24 protein-coding genes are annotated in these 19,268 nt (G+C 59.5%); 5 read left to right on the plus strand and 19 right to left on the minus strand.

Annotated features, from left to right (window positions below; all coding sequences use genetic code 11):
* Positions 1–4: 4 nt before the first annotated feature.
* The 6 genes from infB to pip all read right to left on the minus strand — a co-directional run bounded on the left by infB (position 5) and on the right by pip (position 7,299).
* Positions 5–2,479 (minus strand): translation initiation factor IF-2, encoded by a 2,475-nt coding sequence (infB, locus tag GOW56_RS14880; protein ID WP_171206369.1) that lies wholly within the window; start codon positions 2,477–2,479, stop codon positions 5–7.
* Between the two features lie 8 nt (positions 2,480–2,487).
* On the minus strand, positions 2,488–3,111 hold the full coding sequence (locus GOW56_RS14885; protein ID WP_171206370.1) for an RNA-binding protein: 624 nt from the start codon (positions 3,109–3,111) through the stop codon (positions 2,488–2,490).
* A 22-nt stretch (positions 3,112–3,133) separates the two neighbouring features.
* A complete protein-coding gene (gene nusA / locus GOW56_RS14890) occupies positions 3,134–4,753 on the minus strand; it encodes a transcription termination factor NusA (protein WP_152459780.1) in 1,620 nt (539 codons plus the stop codon).
* A complete protein-coding gene (gene rimP / locus GOW56_RS14895; protein WP_170386826.1) occupies positions 4,753–5,343 on the minus strand; it encodes a ribosome maturation factor RimP in 591 nt (196 codons plus the stop codon). The genes nusA and rimP overlap by 1 nt, the downstream gene beginning before the upstream one ends.
* Positions 5,344–5,503: 160 nt before the next feature.
* A complete protein-coding gene (locus GOW56_RS14900; protein ID WP_171206371.1) occupies positions 5,504–6,325 on the minus strand; it encodes an ABC transporter substrate-binding protein in 822 nt (273 codons plus the stop codon).
* A complete protein-coding gene (gene pip / locus GOW56_RS14905; RefSeq protein WP_171206372.1) occupies positions 6,322–7,299 on the minus strand; it encodes a prolyl aminopeptidase in 978 nt (325 codons plus the stop codon). The genes GOW56_RS14900 and pip overlap by 4 nt, the downstream gene beginning before the upstream one ends.
* Positions 7,300–7,347: 48 nt before the next feature.
* On the opposite strand from pip, the gene ubiG reads away from it, so the two are divergent.
* Positions 7,348–8,094, plus strand: a complete 747-nt coding sequence (ubiG, locus tag GOW56_RS14910) for a bifunctional 2-polyprenyl-6-hydroxyphenol methylase/3-demethylubiquinol 3-O-methyltransferase UbiG (RefSeq protein WP_171206373.1) — start codon at positions 7,348–7,350, stop codon at positions 8,092–8,094.
* Between the two features lie 4 nt (positions 8,095–8,098).
* On the opposite strand, the gene GOW56_RS14915 is transcribed toward ubiG, so the two are convergent.
* From GOW56_RS14915 to GOW56_RS14930, 4 genes are read right to left on the minus strand one after another with little or no spacing between them, the layout of a single operon-like run.
* The gene (locus tag GOW56_RS14915; protein ID WP_171120173.1) at positions 8,099–8,539 is read right to left on the minus strand and encodes a MarR family winged helix-turn-helix transcriptional regulator; all 441 of its coding nucleotides are present in this window, start codon (positions 8,537–8,539) and stop codon (positions 8,099–8,101) included.
* 12 nt (positions 8,540–8,551) lie between these two features.
* On the minus strand, positions 8,552–9,382 hold the full coding sequence (locus GOW56_RS14920; protein WP_171206374.1) for a carbon-nitrogen hydrolase family protein: 831 nt from the start codon (positions 9,380–9,382) through the stop codon (positions 8,552–8,554).
* On the minus strand, positions 9,382–9,639 hold the full coding sequence (grxC, locus tag GOW56_RS14925) for a glutaredoxin 3 (RefSeq protein ID WP_152459773.1): 258 nt from the start codon (positions 9,637–9,639) through the stop codon (positions 9,382–9,384). Before grxC ends, GOW56_RS14920 begins: the two co-directional genes overlap by 1 nt.
* Before the next feature lie 38 nt (positions 9,640–9,677).
* Positions 9,678–10,442 (minus strand): double zinc ribbon domain-containing protein, encoded by a 765-nt coding sequence (locus tag GOW56_RS14930; RefSeq protein ID WP_371807912.1) that lies wholly within the window; start codon positions 10,440–10,442, stop codon positions 9,678–9,680.
* On the opposite strand from GOW56_RS14930, the gene GOW56_RS14935 reads away from it, so the two are divergent.
* Both GOW56_RS14935 and hemH read left to right on the plus strand, forming a co-directional pair.
* Positions 10,423–11,253 carry an SAM-dependent methyltransferase gene (locus tag GOW56_RS14935; protein WP_171206376.1) on the plus strand — a complete coding sequence of 277 codons (831 nt, stop codon included), beginning with the start codon at positions 10,423–10,425 and terminating at the stop codon, positions 11,251–11,253. The genes GOW56_RS14930 and GOW56_RS14935 overlap by 20 nt on opposite strands.
* Before the next feature lie 55 nt (positions 11,254–11,308).
* Positions 11,309–12,358 (plus strand): ferrochelatase, encoded by a 1,050-nt coding sequence (gene hemH, locus GOW56_RS14940; RefSeq protein ID WP_171171784.1) that lies wholly within the window; start codon positions 11,309–11,311, stop codon positions 12,356–12,358.
* Positions 12,359–12,430: 72 nt separating this feature from the next.
* Here hemH and GOW56_RS14945 read toward each other — a convergent pair whose 3' ends face one another.
* Together GOW56_RS14945 and GOW56_RS14950 are read right to left on the minus strand one after the other, a co-directional pair.
* Complete coding sequence (locus GOW56_RS14945; RefSeq protein ID WP_117870963.1) at positions 12,431–12,613, minus strand: hypothetical protein; 183 nt, start codon at positions 12,611–12,613, stop codon at positions 12,431–12,433.
* Between the two features lie 139 nt (positions 12,614–12,752).
* Positions 12,753–13,352 (minus strand): L,D-transpeptidase, encoded by a 600-nt coding sequence (locus GOW56_RS14950; RefSeq protein WP_152459769.1) that lies wholly within the window; start codon positions 13,350–13,352, stop codon positions 12,753–12,755.
* A gap of 169 nt (positions 13,353–13,521) precedes the next feature.
* On the opposite strand from GOW56_RS14950, the gene GOW56_RS14955 reads away from it, so the two are divergent.
* Entirely contained in the window at positions 13,522–14,037 is a 516-nt protein-coding gene (locus GOW56_RS14955; protein WP_171120163.1) for a CAP domain-containing protein, read from the plus strand.
* A gap of 55 nt (positions 14,038–14,092) precedes the next feature.
* On the opposite strand, the gene ptsN is transcribed toward GOW56_RS14955, so the two are convergent.
* From ptsN to GOW56_RS14990, 7 genes are all read right to left on the minus strand, one after another.
* A complete protein-coding gene (ptsN, locus tag GOW56_RS14960) occupies positions 14,093–14,557 on the minus strand; it encodes a PTS IIA-like nitrogen regulatory protein PtsN (protein WP_117872900.1) in 465 nt (154 codons plus the stop codon).
* Between the two features lie 59 nt (positions 14,558–14,616).
* A complete protein-coding gene (gene hpf, locus GOW56_RS14965) occupies positions 14,617–15,180 on the minus strand; it encodes a ribosome hibernation-promoting factor, HPF/YfiA family (protein ID WP_171120161.1) in 564 nt (187 codons plus the stop codon).
* Positions 15,181–15,432: 252 nt separating this feature from the next.
* Entirely contained in the window at positions 15,433–16,191 is a 759-nt protein-coding gene (gene lptB, locus GOW56_RS14970) for an LPS export ABC transporter ATP-binding protein (RefSeq protein WP_152459766.1), read from the minus strand.
* Entirely contained in the window at positions 16,191–16,682 is a 492-nt protein-coding gene (locus GOW56_RS14975; protein ID WP_371807913.1) for an LptA/OstA family protein, read from the minus strand. The genes lptB and GOW56_RS14975 overlap by 1 nt, the downstream gene beginning before the upstream one ends.
* A gap of 3 nt (positions 16,683–16,685) precedes the next feature.
* Positions 16,686–17,285, minus strand: coding sequence for an LPS export ABC transporter periplasmic protein LptC (gene lptC / locus GOW56_RS14980; protein ID WP_171120158.1), 600 nt, complete (start codon positions 17,283–17,285; stop codon positions 16,686–16,688).
* 11 nt (positions 17,286–17,296) lie between these two features.
* A complete protein-coding gene (locus tag GOW56_RS14985; RefSeq protein ID WP_171206377.1) occupies positions 17,297–18,265 on the minus strand; it encodes an SIS domain-containing protein in 969 nt (322 codons plus the stop codon).
* Positions 18,262–18,876 carry a ribonuclease D gene (locus GOW56_RS14990; RefSeq protein WP_171206432.1) on the minus strand — a complete coding sequence of 205 codons (615 nt, stop codon included), beginning with the start codon at positions 18,874–18,876 and terminating at the stop codon, positions 18,262–18,264. The genes GOW56_RS14985 and GOW56_RS14990 overlap by 4 nt, the downstream gene beginning before the upstream one ends.
* 133 nt (positions 18,877–19,009) lie before the next feature.
* Here GOW56_RS14990 and GOW56_RS14995 point away from each other — a divergent pair, with 133 nt between their 5' ends.
* Positions 19,010–19,267, plus strand: a complete 258-nt coding sequence (locus GOW56_RS14995) for a metal-sensing transcriptional repressor (protein ID WP_171206378.1) — start codon at positions 19,010–19,012, stop codon at positions 19,265–19,267.
* The last annotated feature ends 1 nt before the right edge of the window (position 19,268 follow it).

Below are 19,268 nucleotides of genomic sequence, written 5' to 3' on the forward strand. Positions count from 1 at the left end.
GGGATCAATCCAGCGTGCGGGTAACTTCTTCGCGCTCGAATATCTCGATCACGTCGCCCTGACGGATATCGTCGTAGTTCTCGAACGCCATACCACATTCCTGACCCGACTGGACCTCGGCCACTTCGTCTTTGAAGCGCTTCAGGGTCTTCAGCGTGCCTTCGTGGATCACCACGTTGTCGCGCAGCAGGCGAACGCCTGCCGAACGGCGGGCAACACCTTCGGTCACCAGACACCCGGCAACCTTGCCGACACCGGTAACCTTGAAGACTTCGCGGATCTCGGCATAGCCGATGAACTTTTCGCGGATCTCGGCGCTCAGCAGGCCGGATGCGGCTGCTTTCACGTCGTCGACCAGGTCATAGATCACCGAGTAATAGCGGATCTCGACACCCTTTTGGTTCGCCGTGTTCCGCGCCGATGCGTTGGCACGGACGTTGAAGCCAAAGACCGGCGCGCCGGAGGCTTCCGCCAGACCAACATCCGTCTCGGTGATCGCACCCACGCCCGAGTGCAGCACGCGCACGCGCACTTCGTCGTTGCCGATCTTTTCCATCGCCTGAACGATAGCTTCGGCAGAACCCTGCACATCGGCTTTGACGAGGATCGGCAGCTCGGCCACGTTCTCGTCTTCCTTGGCCTTCTGCATCAGCTGTTCAAGGGTGGTCGCGGCACCTGCCGCGGCGCGTTTGTCCTTGGCGGCCTGTTCGCGATAAGCGGCGATTTCACGGGCCTGCGCTTCGGTCTCGGTCACGTTCAGAACGTCGCCCGCTTCGGGCGTACCGTTCAGGCCCAGAACCTCGACCGGAACCGAGGGGCCAGCTTCCTTGACGCGCTCACCCTTGTCATTGATCAGCGCACGGACCTTACCGTACTGCTCACCTACAACGAAGATATCGCCCTGACGCAGCGTGCCGTTCTGAACCAGAACCGTGGCAACCGGGCCACGACCCACGTCCAGCTGCGCCTCGATCACGGCACCTTGGGCGGCGCGGTTCGGGTTTGCTTTCAGTTCCAGAATCTCGGCCTGAAGCGCGATGGCTTCCAGCAATTCGTCCAGACCCTGACCCGTGATCGCGGACACTTCGACATCCTGGACGTCACCGGACATTTTCTCAACGATCACTTCGTGTTGCAGCAGATCGGTGCGCACCTTGTCCGGGTTTGCATCCGGCTTGTCGACCTTGTTGATCGCCACGATCATCGGTACTTCGGCCGCTTTTGCGTGGTTGATCGCTTCGATCGTCTGCGGCATCACCGCGTCGTCAGCCGCGACGACCAGAACCACGATATCCGTAACCTGAGCGCCGCGCGAGCGCATCGACGTAAACGCCGCGTGGCCCGGAGTGTCGAGGAAGGTCAGCGTGGTGCCGCCATCGGTTTTCACCTGATACGCGCCGATATGTTGGGTGATGCCACCGGCCTCACCCGCCACAACGCGCGCGTCGCGGATTGCGTCCAACAGCGAGGTCTTGCCGTGGTCAACGTGACCCATGATGGTGATGACCGGCGGACGCGGCTGCAGATCGTCTTCGCTGTCTTCGACCTCTTTGATGACGTCTTCAACATCCGAATCGGATACGCGAGTGACCTTGTGGCCAAATTCTTCGATGATCAGTTCCGCGGTGTCTGCGTCGATGGTCTGGTTCTGCGTGACCATCATGCCCATCTGCATCAGCGATTTGACCACGTCAGCCACACGCTCGGCCATACGGTTGGCCAGTTCCGAGACCATGATCGCCTCGGGCAACTGTACGTCGCGGATCACCTTTTCCCGTTCAACGGCACCGCCCATGGCTTTCTGACGCGCACGCTCCTGCTTGCGCTTCATCGCGGCCATCGAGCGCTGACGGTTGCCTTCGCCACCGGTCGCCTGACCCAGAGTCAGCTTGCCCGAACGGCGGTTGTCATCGCGACCTTTGCCACGACCACGCTGCTCACGTTCGCGATCCTGTTTGCGCGGCGTGGCTGCCGGCGCAGGTTTGCTGGCCGGGGCGCGAGCCGCTTTGGGCTCTTCCGGTGTGGGCGCGGCAGCGGCGCGCTTGGCAGCTTCTTCCGCCTCTTTGCGCTTGCGTTCTTCTTCCTCAGCCTTCTGACGCGCACGCTCTTCGGCTTCGCGCTGTTCGCGTTCTTTGGCTTCCTGTTCCGCACGGCGGCGTGCGCGTTCTTCTTCGCGCGCCTTTTCAGCAGCTTCGCGCGCCGCGGCCTCTTCGGCCTCGCGTGCCTTGGCCGCTTGCAACGCCTTCATGCGGCGCGCCATTTCCGCATCGGAAATGCCCGCAGGACGACGCGACGGATCACCCGAAGGTGCAGCACCGCCACCCGGCTTTGCTGCGCCCGGCTTGGGAACCACCACGCGTTTGCGTTTGGTTTCCACCACGACATTCTTGGTGCGTCCGTGGCTGAAACTCTGTTTCACATTTCCGGGGCGTGCCCCGCCACGAAGACCCAATGTCTTTTTGCCGTCATTATCGCTCATAAAGCTACTTACCCTTCCGCGCGGCCCCTGCCGCCGTCATCCGTTTCGCGCAAGCCACGCAGGCGCTGCGCTTCCTCTACAACACGTTTGGCGAGTCCGCCAGAGGCCAAGGCCGCATGAATCACCGTTTGGCGCCCAAATGCCTGTCCTAATTCGTCTGCCGTCAGCCAACCTATGTATTTCCCGAAGTGCGGCGTGCTCAGTTTGGACTTGCCGCGCCCCGATCCATCAGCGGCCTGAATCAGCACCTGCGCCTCTTCCCGGTCCAGCCACGTCTTGACCTTTTCATACCCGGCGACCGCGTCGCCGGACTTGCGCGCCAGGCTGAGCAGCTCGATAACGCGCCGCGCGATCTGCTGTTCAACCTTTTCCGCCAGGTCCTTGGGCACAGACACCTGCGCCTTGAACCCCCGCGCAAACAGTTTCTTGCCAACGGCCTTGTCCAGGGCGGCACGATCCGCCGCCACATAGACCCCCCGCCCGGGCAATTTCGCCGCGACATCCGGAAAAACCTGACCGTCCGGCCCCGCCACAAAGCGGATCAACCCGAATTTGGGCTGCACCTCGCCCGTGGCGATGCACTTGCGCTCGGGTCCGTCGGACCGATCCTTATGGGCGCCACCGCGACTCATACACGCCACCCGAAGCCCGAGATCAGGCCTCGACCTCCTCGTCTGCTGCGTCGCCGTCTGCGTCTTCTTCCGCCTGTTCCAGCTCGGCCGGATCAACCCAACCCAGCAGGATACGCGCCGTCATGACCATATCTTGCGCCTCTTCCAGCGTTACGCCGAAAGGCTCCAATACACCGTCATCCTTGACACGCTCACCATCGACGGTCGTCCAGCCACCGGCCAGTTCCCAGTCGGCGCAAGTTGCAAAGTCTTCCAGAGTCTTCACGTCGTCCCTGGCCAGCGCCTCTACCATCTGGGGTGTCAGACCTTCGAATTCAATGAGACTGTCCTCGGCGCCCAATTCACGCGCCGCATCCAGTGCCGCCTTGGCCTGTGCTTCCAGGAATTCGCGGGCGCGGGTTTGCAGTTCCTGCGCGGTACCTTCGTCAACGCCGTCAATGACCAGCAGTTCCTCGATCTCGACATAGGCAACCTCTTCGAGGTTGGTGAAGCCTTCCGAGACCAGCAGCTGAGCAAAGAATTCGTCCAGATCCAGGCTGTCCATGAACAGTTTGGTACGGGCTTCGAATTCCTTCTGACGGCGGGCCGATTCTTCGGCTTCGGTCATGATGTCGATGTCCAGACCGGTCAGCTGGCTGGCCAGACGCACGTTCTGACCGCGGCGACCGATGGCCAGCGACAGTTGTTCTTCGGGCACGACGACCTCGATCTTGCCGGCTTCTTCGTCCAGAACCACCTTGGAGACCTCGGCAGGCTGCAACGCGTTTACCAGGAAAGTCGGTTGATCTTCGTTCCACGGAATGATGTCGATCTTTTCACCCTGAAGCTCGTTCACAACGGCCTGAACACGGCTGCCGCGCATACCCACGCAAGCACCGACGGGGTCGATCGAGCCATCATAGGAAATCACAGCGATCTTGGCGCGCGAACCGGGGTCACGGGCCACGGCCTTGACCTCGATGATGCCGTCATAGATTTCCGGCACTTCCATCTTGAACAGCTCGGCCATGAATTCCGGCGCGGTGCGCGACAGGAAGATCTGATGGCCACGCACTTCGCGGCGAACCTCTTTGATATAGGCGCGCACCCGGTCATTCGGGCGATAGCTTTCGCGGCCGATCTTGTCGTTGCGGCGCAGAACCGCCTCGGCACCGCCCAGATCGACGATGACATTGCCAAACTCTTCGCGCTTGACCGCACCGTTGATGATGGTGCCCGCGCGATCCTTGAATTCTTCGTACTGACGGTCGCGCTCGGCTTCGCGCACTTTTTGCAGGATGACCTGCTTGGCGGACTGAGCCGCAATCCGACCCATTTCAACCGGCGGAACCTCTTCGACGAAGACGTCGCCAACCTCGGGCGATTCCATGTACTGCTTTGCCTGCTCGACGGTCATTTCGGCCTGATAGTTTTCAAGCTCGTCATCTTCGACCACCGTGCGAACACGGGTGAACGTCGCCTTGCCGGTCTTGCGGTCGATGCTGACGCGGATGTCCATCTCGGCGCCGTAGCGGCTCTTGGCGGCACGGGCGAGCGATTCCTCCATCGCTTCGACAACCAGGCCGGGGTCGATCATCTTTTCGCGGGCCACGGCCTCGGCGGTCTGCAACAGCTCCAGCTGGTTTGCTGAGGTGATTGCCATCAGTTCGTCTCCTCTTCGGACCCTTCGGTCTCAATCTCGTCGAAAGCGTTTTCGTTCAGGGCACCGGCATCTTTGCGCTGGCGCAGCATTTCCTTGATCAGGTCGTCGGTCAGGACCAGCTTGGCGTCGCTCAGCCAGTCGAATTGCAGACCGATGGTGATCGTCTCAGACCCCTCGGGGATGTTGATCAGAACCTCATCCCCTTCGATCCCGGCCAATTCACCCTTGAAGCGGCGGCGGCCGTCAATCAGTTCGGCGGTCTCGATCTTGGCCTCATACCCTTCGAAGGTCTCGAAATCCTTCAGACGGGTCAGAGGGCGGTCGATACCGGGGCTCGAGACCTCGAGCGTATAGGCATCAAGGATTGGGTCCTCGACATCCAGCGTGGCGCTGACCGCGTTGGAAATTTCGGCGCAATCATCCACTTCGATACCGCCATCGGGCTTGTCGGCCATGATCTGAAGCGTGGTCTGCTTGCCGCTCATCAGGCGGATGCGGACCAGCTCATACCCCAGATCCTCGATCACGGGCGTGATGATCTCGGCCAGTCGCCGGTCAATGGCAGCTTTTGCTATCAGGTCGTTTGTCATCTGGTACTCTACCCTGTCAGTCGGGCACAAAAAAACGGGCGCGCGGCCCGTCGAATTTTCCGGTGGAGCCTTGGACCAGAAGTCCAACGCGCCGCTGTTGAAACTGCATATACGCAGGATGGCCCGAGTCTGCAACCCCCCGAGGGATTCGCATTCGGATTTACACCATCCACCACCGTTCGGCGATGCGGCCATCGTCCAGCGCACCGTTCCCGGCAATCTGCCGCGGCATCCCGACAGCATCCGATACGGCAAGGGCCATGTCGGCCTCGGACGGGTGGAACCGGACACCGCGCGTGCCTCGCATTCCGGCCCGATCCGGAAGCGCCGCGATATCGACATACCCGTCCCGCAGCGCCTCGGCCCGCACGGCGGGGTCTGGGATTACAATGACCTCGACCGCGTCAGCCCATCCGGCCTGACCATCTTTGTAATGCCCGTCGACGCGGCGGCCCAGAAAATGGCGGCCATCTTCTGCCCGTTCGACACGATAGCAGCCGGTGCCGTAGGCCTTGCGCAACGGGGATACGGTTTCACCGGCGCGCGCAACAACAAAGCGGCTGTCGGCCAGCAGGAAAGGCAATCCGGGATTTGCCTCGGCAAGTTCAAGCCGCAGGCGGTTGGGGGCAAGCGCCTCGGGCCTTCCGATTTCGGCCAGAACGGCCATGACATCAGCAATCTGCAACGGTTCGCCATCGTGAAAGACCGCGTCATCACGCAGATCAAAGTTCCAGACCCGTGCGTCTGCGTCGGTTTGCCAGCCGGTCGCAAGCTCACCGCGCAACGTACCATCCGGGGCGATTTCGGTCATTGTGTCGAAAACGGCCCCACGCGCCACTTGCTCGAGGCTGTCATCGCGCGGAACGGCCAGACGCAATGTCCCGCCTTTTTTGGGCGTACCAGCAAGGGATGCTCCTGTCGCCGCCAGCAATGCGGCAGCGGCACCAGAGGCAAAGAGAGCACGGCGATCGATGCGGGTCATGCGACACCCTCCGCCACACGGTCCATGATTCGCACCAGTTCCGCGCTGATGCCCGGCTCGGACAGGGCGTGCCCCGCCTGACGAACCATCTTCAGTTCAGCATTCGGCCAGCGTTCCGCCAGGGACCACGCGGCCTGCGGCGGGCAGATCATGTCATAGCGCCCCTGCACGATATGGCCGGGGATATGCGCGATCCGGTCCATCTGATCCAGAATCTGCCCGTCCGTTTCCAGAAACGCCTTGTTGGTGAAATAGTGATTCTCGAGCCGCGCAAAGGTGCGCGCGTATTCGCCGGGGCTTTCGCCAACCGATCCGTTGGTGTGGATCGAGGCCAGCGCGTTTTCCCAATGCGACCAGGCCCGCGCATACAGGATCTCTGTCGCGCGGTCGCCCGAAAACAGACGTTTGTTATAGGCGGCAATGGTGTCGTCCAGTTCAACCTCGGGCAGCAGCGAGGTGAATTTCTGCCATTGCTCGGGCCAGAACCGCCCGGCGCCGCCGCCGTAAAACCAGTCAAGCTCGACCTGAGTCGCAAGGAACACCCCGCGCAACACCAATCGACTGACGCGATCGGGATGGGTCTGGGCATAGATCAACGCCAGAGTCGCCCCCCAGCTTCCGCCAAAAGCGATCCATTCTTCGATCTCGAAGAGTTTGCGCAGCCGCTCTATGTCGGCCACCAGATGCCACGTCGTGTTGTCCTCGACCGAGGCGGTGGGGCGCGACCGGCCACATCCGCGCTGGTCAAACAGAATCACCCTGTAGGCCTGTGGATCGAAGTATCGCCTCATGGCCGGGCTGCACCCCCCACCCGGCCCCCCGTGCAGGATCACGACGGGTATGCCGTCAGGATTACCGCATTGTTCCACATAAATACGGTGCCCATCGCCCATATCGACCATCCGCTGGTCGAAAGGGTCGATCGGCGGGTACAGATATTGAACTGCGCGCTTTTGGTCCGGGTACTTGTCCATTATCGCCCTATATAGTCCTTAAGCGTAAAAGAGCACACGGAGACAGGAATGCAAGCGCATCCGAACACGGTGGACCCGTCCGAGATCGCAAAATTCGAGGCGATGGCCGCGGAATGGTGGGACCCGAACGGAAAATTCAAACCATTGCACATGCTTAACCCGTGCCGGCTGGACTATATAACGCAGCAGATCGCCGGAGAATTCGATCGCGACCTAAAGTCGCCTGTGCCGTTCGAAGGTCTGCGCCTGCTGGATATCGGCTGCGGCGGTGGGCTGCTGAGCGAACCGATGGCGCGTCTTGGGGCCGACGTTGTGGGCGCCGACGCCGCGGAACGCAATCTGCCCGTGGCGCGCATTCACGCTGAACAATCCGGGCTGAAGATCGACTATCGCCATACCACGGCCGAGGACATGGCCGCTGCCGGTGAGCAATTCGATGTTGTGCTGAACATGGAAGTGGTCGAACACGTGGCTGATCCCCTGTCCTATCTGACCGCCACGCGTCAGTTGCTCAAACCCGGCGGGTTGGAGATTTGTTCAACCATCAACCGCAACCCGAAGTCTTACGCCATGGCGATTTTCGGGGCCGAGGTCGTCATGCGTTGGCTGCCGCGCGGCACGCATGAATGGAACAAGTTCATCACGCCGGACGAGCTGTTCGACCTGCTGCGTCAGGCCGGGCTGGACCCGGTGGACCGCAAAGGGTTCGTGTTCAACCCGATCCTTTGGAGCTGGTCCATCTCGGATCGGGACTTGAGCGTGAATTACGTGACGGCGAGCGTGAAGCCACAGTAGGGGGTTATTCCCCCTCCAACTGCATGCGCAAATCCCGAAGCACTGGCAGGGCGCTGCGGACCCGGTCCGGCCCGAGCTCTCCGACCACGCGGTTGATCAGCGGGGCAATCGAGGAAATCGCCTGATCCCGCGCCCGTCGACCTGCGGGGCTGATCGCCACCATCTTGCGGCGGGCGTCGTCCCAGTCGGGGCGGATGTGGATGTACCCGGCCCATTCCAGCTTGGCCAAAGTATTGGTCATCGCGCCACGGGTCACGTGGAATGTGTTGGCCAGTTGCGCCGGGCTACGTTCGTCCCCGACGAAAACAAGATGATTCAGCACCGAGAAATGCGAAATTTCCATACCCTTGGGCAGCACCCGGCTGAGCCGGTTGCGCAACAACTGATCCGCGGTCAGGATCTCGCTGAACAGCGTGACCGCAAGGGCGTTGGTGTCTTCCGTCATTGTTCAATTCTGTCAGGGTCCAGTGAAAGACCGGGTGTGTGTCAACGACGGCACGCGGCGGCGTGCCTCTGTCACAGAACTATCATCCAAATCGAAAATGTGAATGCCCGGATCGGTACCTGCGTCGATCAGCACCTTTCCCCAGGGGTCGACGACCATGCTGTGCCCATGGGTAAAACGCGTCTTTCCGCGCGTTGATGGGTGTTCCCCCGTTTGCGCGGGGGCCAAGACCCAACAGCCTGTCTCGATCGCCCGGGCCCGCAACAGCGATTCCCAATGCGCGGCGCCCGTAACAGGTGAAAACGCTGCCGGAACGGTCAGGATTCGCGCGCCTGCCTGTGCCAAAGCCGCGTGCAGGTATGGAAACCGGATGTCGTAACAGATGGTCAGCCCCACCTTGCCAAAGTCGGTCTCGGCTATGACCGCCTGTTCGCCGGGGCGGTAGTTTTTCGATTCGCGGAACGTCTCGGTTTCCGTGACCTGCACGTCGAACATATGGATCTTGTCGTAGCGCGCCACGATCTGACCTTGCGGATCGATCATGAAAGAGCGGTTGGCAAACCGCCCGTCAGCGTCATGAGTCTTGATCCCCAGTGATCCGATCAACACCCAAACGCCCAGTCGGGCGGCCTGATCCCGCAGGCCGGCCAAGGTGATGTCGTCTTCTTCGTGCTGAAGAACCTCGTTTTGCCGCGTCGTACTGTTTGACACGCAATTCGTGACCTCTGGCGTCAGGATAAACCGCGCCCCCTGCCCTGCCGCGTCGGCCGCCATGGCGCGCACCATGTCCAGGTTTTCGACCGGATCATCCGACGAGGTGATTTGCAGCAGCGCGGTCTTCATCAGGCCGCAAGCAGACGGTCAAGCTTGCCTTGCCGCTCCAGCTCGTAAAGGTCGTCGCAGCCGCCCACATGCTGCGTCCCGATGAAAATCTGAGGCACGGTGCGTTTGCCGCCTGCGCGCTGGATCATCTCGGGCTTGCGTTTGGGGTGCATCAGAATGTCAACTTCCTTGAACTCAACGCCTTTCTGCTTCAGCAGACGCTTGGCCGCGTGGCAAAAACCACAGAGCGGCGAGGTATAGATTTCTACGGGCTTCATGTTCCGGTCCCTTTAGATTTCGTGCAATCTTGGGCGAATTAGGCATCCTTGGCAACGCGCGCCAGTGCCAACACGAAAATATGATTTGCCCCTGCGGCCTGACACGCACGCGTGCACGCCGCCAACGTCGCGCCGGATGTCATCACGTCATCCACCAGCAGGATATCGCGCCCCTTCAAATGCAGTGCCCGCCTTGGGTGGATGTCAATTGCGCCCTCCAAGGTCTCGCCCCTTTCCCGCGCGGTCTTCCTGTCCAGCACCGGGGTCCGCCGTTTACGCACCAGCAGATCCGGCACGCAGTCCAATCCGGTTTCTCGCCCCAGGTTGCGTGCCAACAGTGCAGACTGATTGTATCGCCGTTTCAGCAGGCGCGACCAATGCAACGGCACCGGAGCAATCACCATCCCGGGACGCAGCAGCTCGCGCCCGGCCTGCGCCATCCAACGCGCAGCGGGGCGGGCCAGTTCAGTCCGGTCACCATGTTTCAAAGCCAGAACAAGTGACTGCGCCTTCCCATCATACATCAGCGCAGCGCGACCCGCTTTCCACGGCGGAGGGGTTTTCAGACAATCGTCGCACTCGGTCCGGAACCTGTCTGCGCTTCCGATCACGGGCACACCACAGCTTTCACAAACCGTGCCACCGATGAACGGCGTATCCCGCCAACACGTCCCACACAGGCCGAAATCGGATTCCGTCAGCTCTCCGCAGCCCATGCATCGCGGCGGATAGATCAATGCAAGGGCAGTTTGAATCCGCTGCGCAATGCGATACTTGCGACCTATGAAACTGCCCGAGCCCACCGCATCCTCTCTTTTCGACCGTAACGCCATTCTGCATCATCGCGCCCGCGCGAAGGACGACGCCCTGTTCTTGCACCGCGCCGCCATTGATGAGGTTCAGGATCGGCTCTCCATGGTTAACAGAAGCTTTACGGCACCTGCGGTTGTGACCCCTTTCCTACAGCTTTGGGCAGACGTTTTTCCAGATGCCGCCATTGTCGCGGATGACGATGTGCTGTCACTGCAACCCGGTGCGCATGATCTGGCGATTCATGCGATGGCGCTGCACTGCGCCAATGACCCGGTCGGCCAGCTGATCCAATGCAAAAGGGCTTTGCAGCCAGACGGGCTGGTGCTTGTCCTGTGCCTCGGGGGTGAGACCCTTCACGAATTGCGCGCCGCGCTGGGTCAGGCCGAAATCGAGGTCACGGGCGGGCTCAGCCCCCGAATCGCCCCCATGGCCGAGCTGCGCGATCTGGGTGGATTGCTGCAACGGGCCGGTCTGGCATTGCCAGTGGCCGATGCCGTACCGTTGACGGCAGAATACCGCGATATCTGGCACCTGATGCATGATCTGAGGGACATGGGTGAGACCAACGCTCTGGCTGCCCGGTTGAAATGTCCGACCCGACGCAAAGTGTTCGAAGCCGCGCAGCGCGTCTATTCGGATCACTTTTCGACGGAAACAGGCCGTCTTGCCGCAACCTTCGAACTGATTTGCCTGACCGGTTGGTCCCCCGATGACAGCCAACCAAAGCCGCTGCGCCCGGGGTCAGCCCAAATGCGCCTGGCAGATGCCCTGCGCACGGAAGAGGGCAAACTGTCGGATTGACGCGCAACCAAATCCCTTTATCTCAGGTCGGAACACGAAAATTCAGGAATGCCCAATGTTTGATGCCACTCGTCCCGCTCATGCCCCTGCCGACCATCCCAAGGTCAAGATGGGCCGTGTTGGAATTTTGCTGGCCAATCTGGGCACACCGGACAATTACACCTATTGGCCGATGCGTCGCTATCTGAACGAGTTTCTGTCGGATCAGCGGGTCATCGACTATCCGAAATGGAAATGGCAACCGATTCTTCAGGGAATCATCCTCAGCAAACGGCCATTCAGTTCGGGTGAAGCCTACAAATCGATCTGGAATCACGAGAAGGGCGAAAGCCCGCTGATGACGATCACCAAGGACCAGACTGCCAAGCTGCGCGACGCGATGCAGGATCGGTATGGGGATCAGGTGATGGTCGATTTCTGCATGCGCTACGGCAACCCGTCAACAAAGTCCAAAGTGCGCGAGATGGTTGCCGCGGGCTGTGACCGTATTCTGTTTTTCCCGCTTTACCCACAATACGCGGGCGCAACCACAGCCACCGCCAATGACCAGTTCTTTCGTGCACTGATGGATGAGGCCTGGCAGCCTGCCACGCGAACCGTACCGGCCTATTTCGACCAACCCGCCTATATCGACGCTCTGGCGCAATCCGTTGAACGTGCTTATGCAGCGGCGGAGATAAAACCCGATATTCTGGTCTGCTCGTATCACGGGATGCCGGAACGGTATCTGCAACAGGGTGACCCCTATCATTGCCAGTGCGCCAAGACGACACGGCTGCTGAAGGAACGGCTGGGATGGTCTGACGATCAACTGGTTTCAACGTTCCAGTCGCGATTCGGCCCCGAGGAATGGCTGAAACCCTATACAGTGGATCATGTGGCGGATTTGGCCAAACAGGGCAAAAAGAACATAGCGGTCATCGCGCCGGCTTTCTCGGCCGACTGCATCGAAACGCTGGAAGAGATCAACGAAGAGATCAAGGAAAGCTTCGAAGAAGCGGGCGGCGAAACCTTCACCTATATTCCATGTCTCAATGACGATGCGGCGCACATAGCTGCATTGGGCACAGTGATCGAAGAAAACTTGCGCGGCTGGCTGGACTGACCTGCACAGCCTTGGGAAAATAAAAAAGGCGGTGGATTGCTCCACCGCCTTTTTCATGAACTCCGTGTCGGATTAGCTTGCAGCAACAGCAGCAGCAACAACGACCAGCAGGATCAGCGGCAGCAGGATGCCCTGCGACGAACCCTGAGTTTCTTCTACAACAACAGGTGCTTCAACAACCGGCTCTTCCAGGTTACCAGCATAAGCGGTCGAAGCAGCAGCAGTCAGTGCAGCAGCGAGAACGAGTTTCTTCATATTAACCTCCAGAATTTGCGCAGTTCCAATGCCCGGAACCACACATCTAAGACTTACCTCGTGGTTTTTTCTAATCAGCATTGACGCTGGAATGCAATTGCAACTTGACCGCTAAACGGGTTCCCACACGAAAATGTCGTCAAATTAGCAACACTTGCGTGCCGACCTTCGCCATCGAGAACAGCTCGGCAATGTCTTCGTTGAACAGACCGATACAGCCATTCGACGACCGGCGTCCGATTTTTCGCGTATCGTGCGTTCCGTGAATGCGATAGTACTTCCAACTCAGGTATAAAGCATGTGTTCCCAGCGGGTTATCCGGCCCCGGAGGGATATAGTCAGGCCATTCCGGGTTTCGCTTTTTCATGGACGGTGTCGGAGACCAGCTGGGCCCTTCAACCTTTCTGATCACGCTGGTACGCCCCCGGCGGGTCAGTTCCTCGGTCAGGGGAACCGATGAAGGGTAGAGTTTGTATATACTTTGATCATCTGACCAATAGTGCAGCGCGCGCGACACGGTATCGACCAGAATGGCACCGTTTCTGGTGTTCGAAAAGTACGGCTGCCAATCCAGCGCCCGGAAACCCGATACGTTGCGGCGCACCGACGGTTCGGGTTCGGGTGCAGGGCGCAGCGGATCACCGGGGATGTACTGCGCCAGTGCGGGTGTTGCCAGCGTTGCAGTGGCCCCAGCCAGAAAACCCCTGCGTGTGGACGTTTGAATGCGCTTTTTGACCATGACAACGGGTCCTGTGTTCAAGTGAGGTCTGAAATCCGTGACATTCTATTGCCAGAATGCTTCAGTCGCAAATCAAACCGGCAGAATCACGCAAGTTTAGGCTATTGCGCGTTTGCTCAGAGCTGTCAGGCGCGCTATGCCCTGTAATGACACAATAACCAGGTCGATCATGACGCGTATCGTTTCTTTACTCTTGATTTGCTTTGTCGCGCTGGCGGCATGTACAGACACCGGCACCACGACCATCGGTGCAGACGGTCGCCCGCTGCCCACGGTCTACAAAATTCGCGGCAACCCGGAAAAGTTGCAGTTCCGTATGGTTGATTCGGTCAATGCCCTGCGTCAGGCCCAAGGATTGCAGCCTGTCCAGCTGAACGCGCAGTTGAACGCGGCAGCGGCGACCCATTCCAAGGACATGGCCAGACAGAACCGGCCCTGGCACTTCGGGTCCGACGGCTCCTCTCCGATCGATCGGGCTGCACGGGTCGGATATTTCGGCACGTTCCTCGGTGAAGCAATTTCCGAGACCTACGAAACCGAAACCGAAACCCTTGCCGCTTGGATGCAGGAACCCGGACCGCGCGCCGTGATCATGGACCCCAAGGCCACGCAGATGGGGTTCGCCTGGCATCAGGAAAAAGGCGGGAAAATCTGGTGGACGCTGGAAATGGGAACCGGCGGCTGACCCCGATCACCGTACACACAAAAAAGCCCCCGAAATCCGGGGGCTTTTTTTCAGATTACGCTGCTTGCATGGACTGCGCTTCGGTCAGGATCGCATAAAGCTTGACCGGATCGGGGTTCGCCCGAAGCTTGGTGCACACCGAGGTGTCCCTCAGCGTACGTGACACAAGGGCCAGCGCCTTGAGATGATCGACGCCGGCCTCTTCCGGCGCAAAAAGTGCAAAGGCGATGTCCACGGGTTGACGATCAACCGATCCAAAGTCGATGGGCTTTTCCAGCATGACGAACACGCCCGAAACCGAATCAAGCTCGGGCAACCGCGCGTGCGGAAGCGCAACGCCATGCCCAACGCCGGTCGGGCCTAGGCTTTCCCGTTCAAGCAGACAGTCGACGACGGCCTGAGAATCGAGCCCCAGATTGGCGGCTGCGACATCGCCGATTTCCTGAAACAACCGCTTCTTGCTGGAAGCGGCGGATAGTACACGCACTGCTTCGGGCTTCAGTATGCTCGAAAGCTCCATGATCACGCTCCATAGGCACGGCACCCGCGTCGGCGGGTGCGGCCCCGTATCCTTGCCTGTTAAGGATCAATCCAGCCGATGTTACCGTCTTCGCGACGATACACGACGTTCAATCCATCCTTGTTCTCATTTCTGAACACCAGCACCGGGGCACCGGCAAGTTCCATTTGCATCACGGCTTCACCAACGCTCAAAGATGGGATTTTTGTTTCCATCTCAGCCACAATCATGGGCTGTAGCGATTCGGGTTCATCGGCCGCGTCCGATTCGTCAGAGGCGAGGATATAAGAGGACGCCCCAAAGAGTTCAACCGGCTCGGACCGATCCTTGTGGTGGTCCTTCAAACGACGTTTGTAGCGCCGCAGCTGTGTTTCCATTTTGTCGCAGCATGCCTCGAACGCCGCATAAATTTCGGTTGCATGCGCCTTGGCCTGAGCGGTCAGCCCGGTGGACAGGTGCACTGTTGTTTCGCATACATATTCATGCGCTGAACGGGAAAAGACGACGTTGGCATCGGTAGGCCGCTGAGCATATTTACTCACAACCTCGCCCAATTCGGTCTGCACGTGAGTCTGAAGCGCCGCACCGATGTCGATCTGTTTTCCGCTGATTTGGTAACGCATGTGATCTCCTTCACAATTCACACCCATTCTGACGTCACGTTACGCGACGAACTTGTTTTTATCGGGTGGGGGGTCGAGACACTTTCCGCGGTTGTCTTAACTCCAGCCCTTCAACGAAGGGACAACGATCTCCAGACTGGAACCGGGTAAATGCCATGGGACAATTGAGGCAAGAGACGACGGAAGAGTCAATCAAAACAGGTGTGTATATACGCGATTTCCGCCATGCATCCGACGCAGACCATAACAAGCCTATGAAATACGGAAGTTTTCGCCAAGATAGACACGGCGGACATTCTCGTTCTCGACGACCTCGTCCGGTGTGCCCGACATCAGAACCTGCCCGTCATGCAGGATATAGGCGCGGTCGACAATTTCCAGCGTTTCCCGCACGTTATGGTCGGTGATCAGAACACCGATCCCCCGTTTTTTAAGGTCGGCAACCAGATGCCGGATATCGCCGACGCTGATGGGATCAACACCCGCAAATGGTTCGTCCAACAAAAGATATTTCGGGTCTGCGGCCAAACATCGCGCTATCTCAACGCGGCGGCGCTCACCGCCGGAAAGGGCAAGAGCAGGCGCGCGGCGCAGATGTTCGATCGAGAAATCTGACAACAGCTCTTCCAGCCGTTCTTTCCGCCTGTGAGCATGAGGAACCGTGATATCCAGCACCGCGGCGATATTGTCTTCGACGCTCATGCCGCGAAAGATCGACATCTCCTGCGGCAGGTAACCGATGCCCATCCGCGCACGCCGGTACATCGGCAACGTCGTAACATTCTGGCCGTCAATCGTGACTTTGCCGGCCTCTGGGAAAACAAGCCCCGCCACGGAATAAAAGGTCGTGGTCTTACCCGACCCGTTGGGTCCCAACAGGGCAACGACTTCGGACCGGTCCAGTGTCATCGAGACATCGCGGATCACCGTTTTCTTACGGTAGGATTTCCGCAGTTTCTCGATGCGCAGCCCGGAATTGCCTTCGGCCACTGACAAGTCGGGTCGCGCCATCAGTTGTTTCCCTGCTGAAGGATCGTCTTGACGCGCCCGGTCATGGTCGCTGTGCCCGTTGTCAGATTGGCGTTCATCTGATCGCCGCTGATGATGCTGGGGCCTTGCGTCAGCAGGACATTGCCTTTCATGACGATCACACCGGAATCTATCGTGTATTCCGCCCAATCGCCCTCTGCCGCATCCGGCGGGCTGACCAGAACAACATTCTCGGTGGCTTCCATCCGTTCAATCGCCGAGCGTTCCTCGTTGTAGATCACGAGAACCCGCTCAGCAGTCAGCCGCATTTCGCCCTGAATGACGACGACATTTCCGAGGAATTCGGCAGAACCGTCCTCCTGGTTGACGTTCAACGTTTCGGACGTGACTTCGACCGGAAGGCTCGGGTCGGCATTTGCGGAACCAAAAGCCACCTGCGCCTCCTGCGCTGTCGCGGTTGCGGCACCTGCAAACAGAGCAAGGCACAAAGGAACAAAACGAAAATCGAACACAGGTTATCTTTCTGCTTTTTCAGGCTCGTATACCAGCTTCACGCCGTCTGTAAAAACAATATGGACCGGTCCGTCCTTTTTTTCAGTCCCAAAGGTCATGCGTCCGGCGGAGAAATTGCCGATCGGCCCGGTTCCGTTCACCCGCCCCGGCGTGTCGCCCCGGATTTCGTCCAGCGACGTGTTGAGCAGGTCAGTCGTGACTTGAAGTCCGTCGGCAGTGGTAATCACCACGTCGCCGACAAAAGTTGCCGTACGCTCATCAGGGCGGATCAAACCTGAATTGGAATCCAGAAATATCGTTCCACCACTGAGAAGCCCCAGACGGCCCCGAAACTCGGATGCGTTCGGGGTTTCGTCTTCGTCGCCCTGCTTGGCTTGGATAGCTTCGATCTGGACATCTTCGCCTTTGCGGGTTGTCCCGCGGTACTTCGGCTGTGTGACCACCTGTTGCGCCAACCGCTCGTCAATGTCTTTTTCGGCGAATGGCACCGTTACGTTGGTTTCGATGCTGCGGGACAGAAGGAACACTGTGGACAGCATCAGAATGGCCGCAAGCGGCAACAGAACCTTCAGGAACTGTACCATGCGGGAATACCTGTCCAATTCGGCCTCCCTCAGCCCAGACCGACGCGCAAACAGTCGTGGATATGCAGAAGACCCAGCGCCTGCCCGGATGCAGCCTCGTCGACCACAAACAGCGAAGTGATCTTGCGATCATTCATGATCGCCACCGCCTCTTCGGCCAATGCGCCCGGTGTTATGGTGGTCGGATTGGCGGTCATGACCTGCTCGGTCGTTTTGTCCAGCAGACCGTCCATATGCCGCCGCAAGTCACCGTCCGTAATGATGCCCGACAAATGCCCCTGCGCATCCGTTACACCGGCCACGCCGAAACCCTTTTGGCTGATTTCGATCAGCGCGTCGCTCATCGGGGTGTTCGCCGCGACCAGAGGCAGAGCGTCGCCGGTATGCATCAGGTCACGCACCGTACTCAGCCGCGCACCCAGTTTTCCGCCGGGGTGGAAGGCGCGAAAATCCTCGGGGCGGAAGTCGCGATACTTCATCAGCGCAATGGCCAGCGCATCGCCCATGGCTAGGGTCAGCGTCGTCGAGATCGAAGGCACCATGCCGAAACCGCAGGCCTCGCCCATCGACGGGATCAGCAGATGCACATCGGCCTGTTTCATCAACGTGCTTTCTGGCTTGCTGGATAGCCCGATCAGCGGAATGCCAAAGCGGCGCGTAAAGGCCAGCAGGTTGGCCAGCTCGGGCGCTTCGCCAGAATTCGAAATCGCCAGCACCACATCGCCTTTGGAAACCATGCCCAGATCGCCATGGCTGGCCTCGGCCGGGTGCACGAAATAGGCGGGCGTTCCGGTACTGGCCAGAGTGGCGGCAATCTTGTGGCCGATATGGCCCGATTTTCCGATGCCGCTGATGATGATGCGCCCGGTGGCTTTCAGGATCAGATGCACCGCCTCTGCAAAATGCTCGTCAAGGCTGTCGGCCAGCACGTCCAGCGCGCGGGCCTCGTCGGTGACGACCCGGCGGGCGGTTCTCAGGAATGCTTCGGTGTCGGTCATGAGTGTGCAAAGATATCCGTTTCGGGCCAACCGGCGAGATCCAGCTTCGCACGCATCGGCAGGAAATCAAAACAGGCCTGCGCCATCTCGGTCCGGCCCTCGCGCGCCAGTCGCTTGTTCAACTCGTCCCGCAGGCGGTGCAGATAAAGAACGTCCGAGGCCGCATAGTCCAGCTGAGCATCCGTGAGGGCATCAGCGCCCCAGTCGCTCATCTGCTGTTGTTTCGAGATATCCACGCCAATCAGTTCCTGGCACAGGTTCTTCAACCCGTGGCGGTCGGTGTAGGTGCGCACCAGCCGGCTGGCGATCTTGGTGCAGTAAACCGGCGCGGCCAGGGCACCAAAGGTGTGATACATCGCGGCGATGTCGAACCGCCCGAAATGGAACAGCTTCAGGACATCAGGGTTTTCCAGCATGGCACTCAGGTTCGGGGCTTCGGTCTGGCCCTTGTCCACCTGGATGATATGGCTGTTTCCGTCACCGCCTGACATTTGAATCACGCACAGGCGATCGCGATGCGGGTTCAGCCCCATGGTTTCACAGTCAATGGCCACAACCGGGCCCAGATCCAGCCCATCCGGCAGATCGTTTTTGTACAAATGGTTCGCCACGCGACTATTCCTTTGTGCGATATCGCCTCCGAGATAGGCGGTTTGGTCTCCAAACTCAACGCCGTCCGAAAGTCGCGGGCCATTCGATGCCAAATCCTTGACCATATCCCCATCGGGGGGATATGGATAAGCCATGTCAGACAACGCCCACCAGTCACATCCACAGATTACGGCCCGGCTGAAGCGGGCCCATGGGCACCTGGCCAAGGTCATTGCCATGCTCGAGGAGCACGCGCCCTGTTCGGACGTCGCCCAACAGTTGTTTGCAGTAGAAAAAGCCGTCACCAATGCCAAACGCGCTTTGATTCACGATCATATCGAACACTGCCTGTCCGCTGACGACGATGGCGGCGGGATCGAAGACTTCAAGGCGATTACAAAGTACCTCTGAG

This window comes from Ruegeria sp. HKCCA0235A (assembly GCF_013033235.1).
In the GTDB taxonomy this organism is placed as follows: Bacteria; Pseudomonadota; Alphaproteobacteria; order Rhodobacterales; family Rhodobacteraceae; genus Ruegeria.

Bases quoted from the DNA above. Each gene is read 5' to 3' on its own strand.
- infB (WP_171206369.1), bottom strand. From the start codon at position 2,479: ATGAGCGATAATGACGGCAAAAAGACATTGGGTCTTCGTGGCGGGGCA.
- GOW56_RS14885 (WP_171206370.1), bottom strand. From the start codon at position 3,111: ATGAGTCGCGGTGGCGCCCATAAGGATCGGTCCGACGGACCCGAGCGC.
- nusA (WP_152459780.1), bottom strand. From the start codon at position 4,753: ATGGCAATCACCTCAGCAAACCAGCTGGAGCTGTTGCAGACCGCCGAG.
- rimP (WP_170386826.1), bottom strand. From the start codon at position 5,343: ATGACAAACGACCTGATAGCAAAAGCTGCCATTGACCGGCGACTGGCC.
- GOW56_RS14900 (WP_171206371.1), bottom strand. From the start codon at position 6,325: ATGACCCGCATCGATCGCCGTGCTCTCTTTGCCTCTGGTGCCGCTGCC.
- pip (WP_171206372.1), bottom strand. From the start codon at position 7,299: ATGGACAAGTACCCGGACCAAAAGCGCGCAGTTCAATATCTGTACCCG.
- ubiG (WP_171206373.1), top strand. From the start codon at position 7,348: ATGCAAGCGCATCCGAACACGGTGGACCCGTCCGAGATCGCAAAATTC.
- GOW56_RS14915 (WP_171120173.1), bottom strand. From the start codon at position 8,539: ATGACGGAAGACACCAACGCCCTTGCGGTCACGCTGTTCAGCGAGATC.
- GOW56_RS14920 (WP_171206374.1), bottom strand. From the start codon at position 9,382: ATGAAGACCGCGCTGCTGCAAATCACCTCGTCGGATGATCCGGTCGAA.
- grxC (WP_152459773.1), bottom strand. From the start codon at position 9,639: ATGAAGCCCGTAGAAATCTATACCTCGCCGCTCTGTGGTTTTTGCCAC.
- GOW56_RS14935 (WP_171206376.1), top strand. From the start codon at position 10,423: ATGAAACTGCCCGAGCCCACCGCATCCTCTCTTTTCGACCGTAACGCC.
- hemH (WP_171171784.1), top strand. From the start codon at position 11,309: ATGTTTGATGCCACTCGTCCCGCTCATGCCCCTGCCGACCATCCCAAG.
- GOW56_RS14945 (WP_117870963.1), bottom strand. From the start codon at position 12,613: ATGAAGAAACTCGTTCTCGCTGCTGCACTGACTGCTGCTGCTTCGACC.
- GOW56_RS14950 (WP_152459769.1), bottom strand. From the start codon at position 13,352: ATGGTCAAAAAGCGCATTCAAACGTCCACACGCAGGGGTTTTCTGGCT.
- GOW56_RS14955 (WP_171120163.1), top strand. From the start codon at position 13,522: ATGACGCGTATCGTTTCTTTACTCTTGATTTGCTTTGTCGCGCTGGCG.
- ptsN (WP_117872900.1), bottom strand. From the start codon at position 14,557: ATGGAGCTTTCGAGCATACTGAAGCCCGAAGCAGTGCGTGTACTATCC.
- hpf (WP_171120161.1), bottom strand. From the start codon at position 15,180: ATGCGTTACCAAATCAGCGGAAAACAGATCGACATCGGTGCGGCGCTT.
- lptB (WP_152459766.1), bottom strand. From the start codon at position 16,191: ATGGCGCGACCCGACTTGTCAGTGGCCGAAGGCAATTCCGGGCTGCGC.
- GOW56_RS14985 (WP_171206377.1), bottom strand. From the start codon at position 18,265: ATGACCGACACCGAAGCATTCCTGAGAACCGCCCGCCGGGTCGTCACC.
- GOW56_RS14995 (WP_171206378.1), top strand. From the start codon at position 19,010: ATGTCAGACAACGCCCACCAGTCACATCCACAGATTACGGCCCGGCTG.